Origin of the sequence: Mycobacteroides franklinii (assembly GCF_002013895.1) — a bacterium.
GTDB classification, from domain to species: Bacteria; Actinomycetota; Actinomycetes; order Mycobacteriales; family Mycobacteriaceae; genus Mycobacterium; species Mycobacterium franklinii.
Map to the genome: position 1 here is coordinate 95006 of NZ_MAFQ01000013.1, position 13789 is coordinate 108794.

The following is a 13789-nucleotide window of genomic DNA, read 5'->3' on the forward strand; positions in this document are numbered from 1 at the left end:
GATGGTAACCAGAGTTACTGGTGTTACTAGTGGGACGAAATCAAATCGTGAGCCAATCGCGACCGGATCCGTACCTGCGAACCCCGGCGCACTCGTTCTTGCCGGGGCGGATGTCGCTGTCAGGGGCTTGCGATGCCGGTCCAGTACCCTGACTGCACGTGACCGGAGAAAACCAGCAGTTCGACCTGATCGTCGTCGGATCCGGGTTTTTCGGCCTCACTATCGCTGAGCGTGCCGCGACCCAACTCAACAAGCGGGTGCTGGTCGTCGAGCGCCGCCACCACATCGGTGGTAACGCCTACTCCGAGCCGGAGCCACAGACGGGTATAGAGGTACACAAGTACGGCGCCCACCTGTTCCACACCTCCAATAAGAGGGTCTGGGATTACGTGCGGCAGTTCACCGAGTTCACCGGCTACCAGCATCGTGTCTTCGCGATGCACAACGGGCAGTCCTACCAGTTCCCGTTGGGCCTGGGGCTGGTCTCGCAGTTCTTCGGCCGCTACTTCACCCCCGACGAGGCTCGCGCGCTGATCGCCGAGCAGGCTGCCGAGATTGCCACCGAGGACGCCACCAATCTCGAGGAGAAGGCGATATCGCTGATCGGGCGCCCGCTGTACGAGGCGTTCGTCAAGGCGTACACCGCCAAGCAGTGGCAGACCGACCCCAAGCAGCTGCCCGCCGGGAACATCACCCGGCTGCCGATGCGGTACACCTTCGACAACCGGTACTTCAACGACACCTATGAAGGCCTGCCGGTCGACGGGTACACGGCGTGGCTGCAGAACATGGCGGCCGACGACCGGATCGAGGTGCGCCTGGACACCGACTGGTTCGAGGTCCGCGAAGACCTCCGTACCGCGAACCCGTCCGCCCCGGTGGTGTACACCGGACCTTTGGATCGCTACTTCGACTATGCGGACGGCCAGCTGGGCTGGCGCACACTGGATTTCGAGGTGGAAGTGCTTGACACCGGCGACTTCCAGGGCACCCCGGTGATGAACTACAACGATGCCGACGTGCCCTACACCCGAATCCACGAGTTCCGCCATTTCCATCCGGAACGGGCCTACCCGACGGATAAGACCGTGATCATGCGGGAGTTCTCGCGGTTCGCTGAGGGGAACGACGAGCCGTATTACCCGATCAACACAGAATCCGATCGGGCCATCCTGGCCGCCTATCGGGCCCGTGCGAAGCAGGAAACAGCGTCGGCCAAGGTGCTGTTCGGCGGCAGGCTGGGTACCTATCAATATCTCGACATGCACATGGCGATCGCCAGTGCGCTGAGCATGTACGACAACGTGCTGGCGCCGCATCTGGCCGACGGTGCACCCTTGTCCGGAGGTGACGACAATGAGTGATATTCCATTCGGCCCCATCGATTCGACCGAGTCGCACGCGGTGAGCCTGCTGTCCCGGGTGATCCTGCCGCGGCCGGGCGAGCCGCTCGACGTGCGCAAGCTCTACATCGTCGAGTCCGAGACCAATGACCGGCGTGCGCACGCGCCCACCCGCACCACGCTGGAAATCGGTTCGGAGTCCGAGGTCTCGTTCGCCACGTACTTCAACGCCTTCCCGGCGAGCTACTGGCGTCGCTGGTCGACGCTGGAGAATGTGGTGCTGCACCTCGAGCTGACCGGCTCCGGCCGCGTCGACGTGTACCGGACCAAGGCCACCGGGGCGCGAATCACCGTGGGCGGCACTCAGTTCAGCGGAGAGAGTGCGGTCATCGAGTTCGAGATCGGTCTGGACGCCTTCGAAGACGGCGGCTGGATCTGGTTCGACATCACCAGTGACACCGAGGTCGCGCTGCACAACGCGGGCTGGTACGCGCCGATCGCCGCGCCCGGCCGGGCCAGCGTCGCTGTCGGCATCCCCACCTTCAACCGGCCGAGCGACTGCGTGAACGCGCTCAAGGCACTTACCTCGGATCCATTGGTGGACGAGGTGATCACGGCCGTCATCGTTCCCGATCAGGGCACCAAGAAGGTCAAGGACCACCCCGAATGGGCGGCCGCTTCGGCTCCGCTGGAGGGTCGACTCCGGGTACACGACCAGCCGAACCTCGGCGGTTCGGGCGGCTACAGCCGAGTCATGTACGAGGCGCTCAAGAACACCGACTGCGAGCAGATCCTCTACATGGACGACGACATCAGGATCGAGCCGGACTCGATCCTGCGCGCGTTGGCGCTCAACCGATTTGCCAAGTCGCCGATGCTTGTCGGCGGTCAGATGCTCAACCTGCAGGAGCCGTCACACCTGCACGTGATGGGCGAAGTGGTCAATCGGGACAACTTCATGTGGACCAATGCGCCGTTCGCCGAGTACGACCATGACTTTGCCAAGTTCGCGCTGGACGACATCGATAAGGAGCGCAGCAAGCTGCTGCACCGCCGCATCGATGTCGACTTCAACGGCTGGTGGATGTGCATGATCCCGCGCGCTGTCGCCGAGGAATTGGGGCAGCCGCTGCCGCTGTTCATCAAGTGGGATGACGCCGAGTACGGGCTCCGCGCCAACGCGCATGGTTACGGCACCGCTTCGATGCCGGGAACCGCGATCTGGCACATGGCCTGGAGCGACAAGGACGATGCCATCGATTGGCAGGCCTACTTCCACCTGCGCAACCGGCTGGTGGTGGCTGCCCTGCACTGGGACAACAGCATTCGCGGGTTGTTGGCCAGCATGGTCAAGGCCACCATCAAACATCTGATGTGCCTGGAGTACTCGACGGTCGCTATCCAAAACCGGGCGATCGACGATTTCCTGGCGGGCCCCGAGCACATTGCCTCGATCCTCGAGTCGGCCTTGCCCGAGGTGCGCGGCATGCGCCAGGAATTCCCCGACGCCGTGGTGTTGCAGACCGCCACTGCGCTGCCCGCGCCGTCGGGCCGCCGCAAGGTACACAAACCGCCGGTGTCGTTGCCTGCCATTGGTTTCCGGCTCTCCCGAGGGGTGATCCACCAGCTCAAGAAGGAAAACCCCGCGCATCACGTGCGCCCGGAGCTGAATGTCGCGACTCAGGATGCCCGCTGGTTCCTCCTGTGCGGTATGGACGGCGTCACCGTCACCACCGCCGACGGGCGGGGCGTGGTGTACCGCCAGCGCGACCGCGCCAAGATGTTCGCGCTGCTACGCGCGTCGCTGCGTCGCCACCTGCAGCTGATGCGTAGTTTCAACAAGATGCGCAAGACCTACCGCAAGGCGCTGCCCACGCTGACCAGCAAAGAGCAGTGGGAGAGCATCCTGGGGATTGGCAAGGACAACTCGGCGTCCCAGCCCGTGAACCCCGGGGTGAGTGCATGACAGGTCCGCTGCCAGGCGAGGTCACCGCACCTCAGGGAGAGACCGCGGTTCTCGTCGCCGTGCAGTCGGCTCTCGCCGGGAAGCCCGGCGTACTCAGCACCGCGCGCGGTCTCTCGCATTTCGGTGAACACAGCATCGGATGGGTGGCTGCCGCGCTGATCGGCGCCGCCATCAACTGGAGAGATAAGCCCCGTCGTCGCAGCTGGTTGGCAGCGGGCGCCGGCGCATTCGGTGCCCACGCCGCCTCGGTCATCATCAAACGCCTGGTGCGCCGGCGTCGTCCCAGCCACGAGGCGGTCCGGGTCAACGTCAGCACCCCGAGCCGGCTGAGCTTCCCTTCCTCGCATGCCACCTCGACCGCGGCGGCCGCGGTGCTTTTCGCGCCGCTGACCGGGCTGCCGCTGCCAGCGCTGTTGATTCCACCGATGGCATTGTCGCGGTTGGTTCTTGGCGTGCATTACCCCACAGATGTGGCCGCCGGCGCCGTGCTCGGTGCGCTGATCGGTGCGGCCGTCCGCCAGGCGGATTCCCGCCTGGCGTCCAAGGAGGAACAGCGATGAGTGAGGAAGCGGCTCCGACTGCGGGCCCACCGAAGAATCTCGCCTCGGGGATCATCAAGGCCGTGCGCCCGCGTCAGTGGGTGAAGAACGTCCTGGTCTTCGCGGCGCCCTTGGCTGCCCTCGGTGACATCCCGCCGCATGACTATCGCGGAGTCTTCATCCGGGTCGGTGTCGCATTCGTGGTCTTCAGCATGGCCGCCTCGTCGATCTACCTGATCAATGACGCGCGCGACGTTGAGGCAGATCGGCAGCATCCGACCAAGCGCTTCCGTCCGATCGCCGCGGGTGTGCTGCCAATACCCGCCGCGTACGGGCTGGCGGTGGTGCTTGCCGCCGGATCCCTGGGCATCGCATCTCAGGTCAATCCGAACCTGGTCGTCGTCATCGCGATATATATCGCCATTCAGCTGGCCTACTGCTTCGGCCTGAAACACCAGCCCGTGATCGATATCTGCATCGTGTCTTCGGCGTATCTGATCCGTGCTATCGCCGGTGGCGTGGCCGCCGGGGTATATCTGTCGCAGTGGTTCCTGCTGATCATGGCCTTTGGGTCGTTGATGATGACCGCGGGCAAGCGATACGCCGAGCTGCAAATCGTCGAGAAGACCGGTGCCAAGATCCGTAAGTCGCTCGAGGGATATACCTCCAGCTACCTGCGTTTCGTGTGGACGCTATCGGCCACTGCCATCGTGGTCTGTTATGGGCTGTGGGCCTTCGAACGCGATCATCGCGCCGGATCCTGGTTTGTGGCTTCGATGATTCCGTTCACCGTCGCGATCCTGCGCTACGCGGTGGACGTCGACGGGGGCGAGGCGGGGGAGCCCGAGGAGATCGCTTTGGGGGACAGGGTGCTTCAGTTCCTGTTCGTCGCATGGATCGGATCGCTCGGTGCGGCCTTCTACTTCTCCTAACACGGAGCGGACCCGGGCGCAGGGTCCTAGCAATGGGCTGACCCGCTTCACGGTGTGGGTCAGCGTCTTCACCGTGGTCGCATTGTTCGGCTGGGGTGCCTGGCAGCGTCGCTGGATCGCCGACGATGGCCTCATCGTGTTGCGTACCGTGCGAAATCTGCTGGCGGGCAATGGGCCCGTGTTCAACAAGGGCGAGCGGGTGGAGGCCAACACCTCCACGGTGTGGACGTATTTGACGTACCTGGGCGGTTGGGCCGGTGGAGGCGTGCGCCTGGAGTATGTGGCGCTGACGATGGCGCTCGTGCTGAGCCTGGTCGGTGTGGCCCTGGCCATCCTGGGCACCGCGCGGCTGTACGCGCCCCTTCTTGCCGGGCGCGCGGCCGTCATGGTCCCGGCCGGAATGCTGGTCTATATCGCCATTCCCCCGGCCCGTGACTTCGCTACCTCCGGTCTCGAAAACGGTTTGGTGCTGGCATATTTGGGTGGGCTGTGGCTCATGATGGTGATCTGGGCGCAGGCGGTGCGCGCACCGGTGACCCTTGATCGGCGCGGTGGCCCGCATCAGCCGGTGGACCCCCGGATCGTCCACGCTGCCCAGAAGAATGCTCAAGGGAACCAGAAAGACGTTCTCAGTAAGCGGTTCACCATAGGGCTGGCCTTCCTGGCAGGCCTGAGTGTGCTGATCCGCCCGGAGCTGGCGCTCATCGGCGGCGGCTTCCTGGTGATGATGCTGATCGCCGCCCGCGGCTTCATGAGCCGGGTGTGGATCGTGGTCGCGGGTGGCGCACTGCCCGTGCTGTACCAAATTTTCCGGATGGGCTACTACGGACTTCTCGTGCCCAGCACCGCGATCGCCAAGGATGCCTCGGGTTCCAAGTGGGGACAGGGCTTCGTCTATCTGCAGAACATGAACTCCCCGTACCTGATCTGGATCCCGGCGGTGCTGCTCATCGCCCTCGGTGTGGCCGCCTATCAGGCCCGGCGCGGGCAGTGGTGGGTGCGTCAGGTGGCGGCTCCCGGCTACGGCTGGTTGGCGCGTCTCGTGCAAAACCCCACGGCGGTAGTCATTTTCATGCTCGCGAGCGGATTCATCCAGGGCGTGTATTGGATACGTCAGGGTGGCGACTTCATGCACGCGCGGGTGCTGCTGACCCCGGTGTTCTGTCTGCTGCTGCCGATCGCGGTGGTTCCGCTGGCGGCTCCGGACAGTGCGGCCTTCAGCCCGAAGCAGGCTCGCCTGCTCACCGCGGCCACCGTCGGGCTGTTCGCCGGCATCGCGGGCTGGTCGGTGTGGGTGGCCAACTCCCCGGGCATGGGGGGTGACGGCACCAAGGTCACCTACAGCGGCATCGTCGATGAGCGGCGCTTCTATGCGCAGGCGACCGGTGTCGCCCATCCCTTGACCGCCGCGGATTACCTGAACTACCCGCGTATGCGGGCGGTGCTGGTGGCGATCGACAACACGCCAGACGGGGCGCTGCTGCTCCCGTCGGGGAATTACGACCAGTGGGACGTGGCACCGGCCATCCCGCCACCGCCGCCGATCCCGCCCGGTTACCGCGGGCCGCACGCGGTGCTGTTCACCAACCTGGGCATGCTCGGCATGAACCTGGGTCTGGACGTGCGGATCGTGGATCAGATCGGCTTGGCCAATCCACTGGCCGCGCATACCGCGCGCATCACCGACGGACGCATCGGCCACGACAAGAACCTGTTCCCGGACTGGATGATCGCCGATGGTCCCTGGCTCAAGCGTTATCCGTACATCCCTCGGTACATCGACCAGGACTGGGTGGCCGAGGCGGTCGAGGCGCTCAAATGCCCGCAGACGGACGCGATGCTCAGTGCGGTGCGCAAACCGCTGTCACCGCGGCTGTTCCTGTCCAACCTGCTGCACTCGTACGAGTTCACTACCTATCGCATTGACCGTGTTCCGCGCTTTGAACTGGTGCGATGCGGTCTACCGATGCCGAAACTGGACACTCCCCAGTACACTGGGCTTCCGGCAACCGGTCCCTAGCGCGTTCTCGTCCGAACCCTCGAAGCGGCCGTTCTGTATCCGATTTGAGATCCCAATTAGGTAACGCCGCGGCCCCGTCACGGCGATACGAAGACGACCTTGTCAGACACTTCAGGCGCAACGTTGCGTGACAGAAGTGACCAATGTGACTTCTGCGATTTCCTCGATATGAAACGGATGGACCCCAGATGAGCGTGCGCGTGAGAGCCCGCCGCGTGCTGTCGGCCCTGTTAACGGCATTGGTTGTCCCGGCAGTGGTCGTGGCCGGCCTATCGATCAGTCCCGCCGCCGCGCATGCCTTTTCGCGTGACGGACTCCCGGTCGAATACCTGGACGTCTACTCCACTTCGATGGGACGCAACATTCGCGTCGAGTTCCAGGGTGGCGGACCGAAGGCTGTCTATCTGCTGGACGGTCTGCGCGCACAGGATGACTTCAACGGCTGGGATATCAACACCGCAGCGTTCGAATGGTTCTACCAGTCGGGGATCTCGGTGGTCATGCCCGTCGGCGGGCAGTCGAGTTTCTACACCGACTGGTACTCGCCGTCGGCGCTGAACAAGCAGCCCTACACGTACAAGTGGGAAACATTCCTCACTCAGGAACTGCCCGCCTACCTGGCCACCAATAAGCAGATATCGGCCACGGGCAACGGTGTGGTGGGACTGTCCATGAGCGGTGGCGCCGCACTGATCCTGGCCGCCTTCCACCCGGCTCAGTTCAGATTCGCGGGCTCGCTGTCCGGGTTCCTCAACCCGTCAACCATCTTCATGACCAACGCGATCCGGGTCGCGATGCTCGACGCGGGCAGCTACAGCGTCGACAACATGTGGGGACCGCCGTGGGATCCGGCATGGCGGCGCAATGACCCGACCGTGCAGGCCCAGGCGTTGGTCGCGGCCGGCACCCGCCTTTATATCTATTGCGCTCCTGGCGGTTCGACACCGATCGACGACAACACCGACGCCGGTGTCGCTCTGAGTGCAAGCAGCTTGGAGTCGCTGGCGGTGGCCGGCAACAAGGCATTTCAGCAGGCGTATGCCGCCGCCGGTGGCCGCAACGCCACGTTCGTCTTCCCCTCGTCCGGGAATCACTCCTGGCCGTATTGGGGACAGCAACTGCAGGCCCTCAAGGGTGATCTGATTGCCATGCTCAACGGCTAGGGTCCCGGGGCACCTTGAGAGAAGGTTCGCAGGCGCACATAGTGGGAAATCGATTGAGACAGATAGGAAAACGAAGTAAATGAAGCTCTTTTCGAAGATGCGTGGTGCCTTGGCGCGTCAGTCGGCGCGCCGCATTGCGGTAGTGGCCACGGCCGCGGCTGTGCTGCCGGGTGTCGTGGGTATCGCCGGCGGTGCCGAGCTGAACCCGGTTGCGAACGCCTTCTCGCGTCCCGGGCTTCCGGTCGAGTACCTGCAGGTGCCCTCGGCGTCGATGGGCCGTGAGATCAAGGTTCAGTTCCAGCCCGGTGGCACCAAGGCTGTCTACCTGCTGGACGGTCTGCGTGCGCGCGACGACTTCAGCGGCTGGGACATCGAGACCACGGCGTTTGAGGACTACTACCAGTCCGGTATCTCCATGGTCATGCCCGTCGGCGGTCAGTCCAGCTTCTACACGGACTGGTACAACCCGGCAAAGGGCAAGGACGGCGTCTGGACCTACAAGTGGGAAACCTTCACCTCTCAGGAGCTCCCGGCGTATCTCGCTGCGAACAAGGGCATCTCGCAGACCGGTAACGCGGTCGTCGGGCTGTCGATGGGTGCCTCGGCCGCACTGACGCTGGCGATCTACCACCCGCAGCTGTTCGTCTACGCCGGAGCGCTTTCCGGATTCCTGAACCCGTCGGACATGAAGTTCCAGATCGGCCTCGCGATGGGTGATGCCGGCGGCTTCAGCGCCTCGGACATGTGGGGCCCGGACAGTGATCCGGCGTGGCAGCGCAACGACCCGTTCCTGAACATCCAGAAGATCATCGACAACGGCACTCGCCTGTGGATCTACTGCGGTACCGGTGATTCCACCGACGTGGACGCGACGCGCAATGGTTTCGAAAACTTCACCGGCGGTTTCCTCGAGGGAATGGCCATCGGTTCCAACAAGAAGTTCGTCGAGGCGTACACCGCGGCCGGTGGCAAGAACGCTCACATCGAGTTTCCTCCGGGCGGCATCCACAACTGGACCTACTGGGGCCAGCAGTTGCGGGCCATGAAGCCCGACATGGTGGCCTACCTCCAGAGCCACTAGGCATAAGCAGTTGAAAGAGCGGTGGTCACCTCCTCGTACGACGGGTGGCCACCGCTCTTTCGTCTTCGCCGGGTTGTGTCTCAGGAACACATCGGTCCGGTTGCGGAGGGCCAACAACGGCGACGGAATGTGTTGACAGGCGCCCTGATGTGGTTGACTACCCCGGGAACCCCAGGGATGTCTATCGGGATGTCCATCGGCCTGACATGTGTAACGCCGATTGAAGCAGACGGGATACTGAGGTAATGAAGCTCTTTTCACAATTGCGCGGTAAGACCGCGCGTCGACTTGCCACTGTGGCCGCCGCTGCGGCCGTTCTACCTGGATTTATCGGTGTTGCCGGTGGTTCTGCGGTAGCCAATGCGTTCTCGCGTCCGGGTCTGCCGGTCGAGTACCTGCAGGTGCCGTCGGCGTCCATGAACACCACCATCAAGGTCCAGTTCCAGAACGGCGGCGCGAAGTCCGTCTACCTGTTGGACGGTCTGCGCGCACGCGACGACTTCAACGGCTGGGACATCGAGACCACCGCATTCGAGGACTACTACCAGTCCGGCATCTCCGTGGTTATGCCCGTCGGCGGTCAGTCCAGCTGGTACACCGACTGGTACCAGCCCGCCAAGGGCAAGGACGGCGTCTTCACCTACAAGTGGGAGACCTTCCTGACCCAGGAGCTGCCCGCATTCCTGGCCAACCAGGGGCTGTCCAAGAACGGTAACGCTGTCGTCGGTCTGTCCATGGGTGCAGCCTCCGCGCTGAACCTTGCGAACTACCACCCGCAGCAGTTCGTGTACGCCGGTGCGCTCTCGGGCTTCCTGCACCCGGCTGACATGAAGGGCCAGATCGGCATGGCCATGGGCGACGCCGGTGGCTTCAGCCCGCAGGACATGTGGGGCCCGGACAGCGATCCGGCCTGGGTTCGCAACGACCCGTTCCTGAACATCGACCGGACCGTGGCCAACGGCACTCGCCTGTGGATCTACTGCGGTAGCGGTGACGCGACCGACCTCGACGCCACGCGTAACGGCTTCGAGAACTTCACCGGCGGATTCCTCGAGGGAATGGCCATCGGCTCGAACAAGCAGTACGTCGATGCCTACACCGCCGCCGGCGGCAAGAACGCCCACGTGGAGTTCCCCCCGGGTGGTCTGCACAACTGGACCTACTGGGGCAACCAGCTCAAGGCCATGAAGTCTGACATGGTCGCGTACCTGCAGAGCCACTAAGGCACAACGAACGATCGCGACGGCGGCGGCCACTTCGGTGGTCGCCGCCGTTGTCGTCAGCGGGGGCTGACGGCCACAATCACGTAACGAATTCTGTGCTGTCGCGATCATTTGCGCAGGTGTGAGGCGCACCGGTTCGGTAGCCTCGCTCGAGGTTGCCGGTACCTTGGAGCAAGCTAGTGCAAGCTGCGAGACCGCACGTCAAGAACGGCCAGGAGACACATGCCCAAGAGCTCGAACAGTAAACGGCACCGGATTCTCGGTTTGGCCGCGGCGCTGGCCGTCGCCGTCGTCGTCATTCTGGTGATCGCGATCGTTGTCGTCATCGTCCGCAGGCCTGACGATGTCACGCCGGGCGCCCAGGTGCCCGTGACGACGACACCGGCGGTGACTCGGCCCGGCCAGAAGCCCCGGCCGGCCTCGCAGAGCGCTGATTGCCCCGATGTGCAGGCGCTCATCATCCCGGGCACCTGGGAGTCGTCGACGACCGATGATCCGCTCAACCCGACGCAGTTCCCGCGCTCGCTGCTGCTGAACGTGTCCCGGCCCATCACCGAGAAGTTCGACAAGGCCCGGTTGCAGACATGGACGGTGCCTTACACCGCCCAGTTCCACAACCCGTTCGCCAACGACAACCAGATGTCGTACAACGACAGCCGTAAGGAAGGGACCGATCGGGCGGTCAAGGAGCTCACCGAGATGTACGACCGGTGCCCGCTCACCAGCTACGTCATCGTCGGTTTCTCGCAGGGCGCGGTGATCGCCGGTGACATCGCCAATCAGATCGGCAACGGCCAGGGTCCCGTCGACCAGGACCTGGTGCTGGGCGTGACGTTGATCGCGGACGGTCGTCGTCAGGATGGGATCGGACAGTCGCCCGGACCCAACCCGCCCGGGCAGGGGGCCGAGGTCACTCTCGGCGATCTCGGGGTGCTGGATTCATTCGGGCTGAAGATGTCGGGTCCGCGTCCTGGCGGATTCGGTGAGCTCAACGACCGCACCAACCAGATCTGCGGGACCGGGGACCTGATCTGCGCGGCGCCCCCGGACGCGTTCAACATCTCGAACCTGGGCAAGACGCTGGACATCCTCTCCGGTGGCGCCGGCGCCCCCGTGCACGCGCTGTACGCCACCCCAGAGTTCTGGCAGATCGACGGCCGGCCCGCGACGGAATGGACCACCAACTGGGCTGAGGGGCTCATTGAGAACGCGCCCCACCCGAAGCATGGGTGAGCGTCTTGCGTGAAGACCATGCGCTCGGGGTGAGGTCTCCGACAAGCGTTGATGTCATCTTCACAACAGGACGCCTAGATATTTGGTGGGCGCGGTACGCTCACCTAAGATTAAGAGAAAAATAAGACTGTAAGCCGTTCGCGGGGCTGAGTGATTTTGGCTGGCCGCCGCCGACCGATAATCTCGTCGCGAATGGCCGCCTGAGCTGCCGTAGTACGCGATTGCCTCTCGGTACGATCATCGAGGATTTGACGTTCGCCCCGATGTCATATCGGCGTGCACGAACTGTTCAGGCCCGCGAAACGCGCACCATGCGCTGTTAGAGGAGAGAAGCACACATGGCGTTCGACAACCCGTTCCTCGATTCGGCGGGCCACATCAAGTTCCCCGAGGACGGGAGCATCGTTCGGCACGTCGAAGGCTGGGCGGAGTCGCAGGGCGACAGCCTGGCTTACCGGTTCCTCGACTTCTCCACCGAGCGCGACGGCGCCTATATCGACATCACCTGGTCGGAGTTCGGCGCACGCAACCGTGCCGTTGCCGCTCGTCTGCAGCAGGTGACCAAGCCGGGCGACCGCGTCGCCATCCTGGCTCCGCAGAGCCTGGATTACCTCGTGGCGCACTATGGCGCTCTCTACGCCGGTGCCATCGCAGTGCCGCTGTTCGATCCCAGTGAGGCAGGCCATGCCGGCCGACTCCACGCGGTGCTCGACGACTGCCAGCCCTCCGCGGTGCTCACGACGACCGAATGCGCCGAGGGCGTACGGAAGTTCTTCCGGAACCGTCCGCCCAAGGAGCGCCCGCGCGTGATCGCCGTCGACGCGATTCCCAACGACGTGGGTTCGACGTGGGTGGAGCCGGTGGCCACCAAGGACACCATCGCCTACCTGCAGTACACCTCCGGCTCGACCCGCGCCCCGGCCGGTGTGCAGATCACCCACCTGTCGCTGGCCACCAACCTGCTGCAGCTGGTTGACGCGTTGTCGCAGCAGGAAGGCAAGGACGGTCAGCCCGGTCACCGGGGGACCACCTGGCTGCCGTTCTTCCATGACATGGGCCTGATCACGGTGATGGTGCCGTCCATGATCGGCGAGCACATGACGGTGATGAGTCCGGCGGCGTTCATTCGCCGCCCGCTGCGCTGGCTGCGGGAAATGGCGGTCAAGGGTGACGACCGCTCGGGAAGCTTCTCGGCGCTGCCCAACTTCGCCTTCGAGCATTGCGCGCTGCGTGGTCTGCCCAAAGAGGGCGAGCCGCCGCTGGACCTGTCGAACGTGTACTCGATCATCAACGGTTCCGAGCCGGTGTCGACGGCCTCGATCAAGAAGTTCTGCGATGCCTTCGAGCCCTATGGTTTTGACCCCAGGGCCATTCACCCGTCCTACGGCATGGCTGAGGCCACGCTGTTCGTCACTTCGACCATCTGGAACACGGACAGGGCGCGCGTGCTGCACGTGGATCGCACCGAGCTGAACGCCGGGCGCATCGTGCAGGTGGAGCCGGGTGCCGAGAACTCGGTGACCCAGGTGTCCAGCGGACGGATGGCCCGCGACGAGTGGGGCGTCATTGTCGACGGTGAGACCGCCTCCGAATTGCCCGACGGTCAGATCGGTGAGATCTGGTTGCACGGCAACAACATTGGTTCCGGCTACTGGGGCCGCCCGGAGGAAACCCGCGAAGCGTTCCAGAACACTCTCAAGTCGCGGATCTCCGCGTCGCATGCCGAGGGCGTGCCGGACGACGCCAACTGGCTCAACACCGGCGACCTCGGCGTATGGGTGGACGGCGAGCTGTACATCACCGGCCGCGTCAAGGACCTCATCATCGTGGACGGGCGCAACCACTACCCGCAGGATGTGGAGTTCACCGCGCAGGAAGCCAACAAGGCACTGCGTCCGGGGTACGTCGCCGCGTTCTCGGTGCCGGCCAACCAGCTGCCGCAGGTGGTCTTCGACAATCCGCATGCCGGCCTGAAGTACGACCCGGAGGACTCCTCCGAGCAGCTGGTCGTCATCGGTGAGCGCAGCGTGGGCGCCCACAAGTCGGATAACCAGGCCGTGGGCGACGATGTGCGCGCCGCGGTCGCGGTGCGCCACGGTGTGACGGTGCGCGATGTACTGCTGGTTCCGGCCGGCTCCATCGCGCGGACCTCCAGCGGCAAGATCGCCCGGCGTGCCGCCCGGACCAGCTATTTGGACGGCAGCCTGCGCGGCGGCTACCAGCAGACCGCATTCCCCGACGACCGGCAGTAGGCGATCGAATATCGCCGCCGCCATCCGATACCCCGGA

The 13789-nt window shown here is 64.3% G+C and carries 10 protein-coding genes; all 10 read left to right on the forward strand.

Going from position 1 to position 13789, the window contains the following annotated elements; genetic code table 11:
• Window positions 1–158: 158 nt before the first annotated feature.
• Window positions 159–1364 carry a UDP-galactopyranose mutase gene (gene glf, locus B4393_RS21320; protein ID WP_078282061.1) on the forward strand — a complete coding sequence of 402 codons (1206 nt, stop codon included), beginning with the start codon at window positions 159–161 and terminating at the stop codon, window positions 1362–1364.
• Window positions 1357–3309: a glycosyltransferase gene (locus B4393_RS21325; RefSeq protein WP_078335779.1), complete on the forward strand. Its 1953-nt coding sequence runs from the start codon at window positions 1357–1359 to the stop codon at window positions 3307–3309. The genes glf and B4393_RS21325 overlap by 8 nt, the downstream gene beginning before the upstream one ends.
• Window positions 3306–3869 (forward strand): phosphatase PAP2 family protein, encoded by a 564-nt coding sequence (locus B4393_RS21330; protein WP_078335780.1) that lies wholly within the window; start codon window positions 3306–3308, stop codon window positions 3867–3869. Before B4393_RS21325 ends, B4393_RS21330 begins: the two co-directional genes overlap by 4 nt.
• Window positions 3866–4780: a decaprenyl-phosphate phosphoribosyltransferase gene (locus tag B4393_RS21335; RefSeq protein ID WP_078335781.1), complete on the forward strand. Its 915-nt coding sequence runs from the start codon at window positions 3866–3868 to the stop codon at window positions 4778–4780. Before B4393_RS21330 ends, B4393_RS21335 begins: the two co-directional genes overlap by 4 nt.
• Entirely contained in the window at window positions 4758–6800 is a 2043-nt protein-coding gene (gene zomB / locus B4393_RS21340) for a flagellar motor control protein ZomB (protein WP_413816160.1), read from the forward strand. The genes B4393_RS21335 and zomB overlap by 23 nt, the downstream gene beginning before the upstream one ends.
• Window positions 6801–6988: 188 nt before the next feature.
• Window positions 6989–7963: an esterase family protein gene (locus B4393_RS21345; protein WP_078335783.1), complete on the forward strand. Its 975-nt coding sequence runs from the start codon at window positions 6989–6991 to the stop codon at window positions 7961–7963.
• Between the two features lie 79 nt (window positions 7964–8042).
• On the forward strand, window positions 8043–9044 hold the full coding sequence (locus B4393_RS21350; protein WP_070937532.1) for an esterase family protein: 1002 nt from the start codon (window positions 8043–8045) through the stop codon (window positions 9042–9044).
• 245 nt (window positions 9045–9289) lie between these two features.
• Complete coding sequence (locus tag B4393_RS21355) at window positions 9290–10267, forward strand: alpha/beta hydrolase (protein ID WP_070937531.1); 978 nt, start codon at window positions 9290–9292, stop codon at window positions 10265–10267.
• Between the two features lie 222 nt (window positions 10268–10489).
• A complete protein-coding gene (culp6, locus tag B4393_RS21360; protein WP_070937530.1) occupies window positions 10490–11500 on the forward strand; it encodes a carboxylesterase Culp6 in 1011 nt (336 codons plus the stop codon).
• A 338-nt stretch (window positions 11501–11838) separates the two neighbouring features.
• On the forward strand, window positions 11839–13752 hold the full coding sequence (gene fadD32, locus B4393_RS21365) for a long-chain-fatty-acid--AMP ligase FadD32 (RefSeq protein ID WP_078335784.1): 1914 nt from the start codon (window positions 11839–11841) through the stop codon (window positions 13750–13752).
• Window positions 13753–13789: the final 37 nt, after the last annotated feature.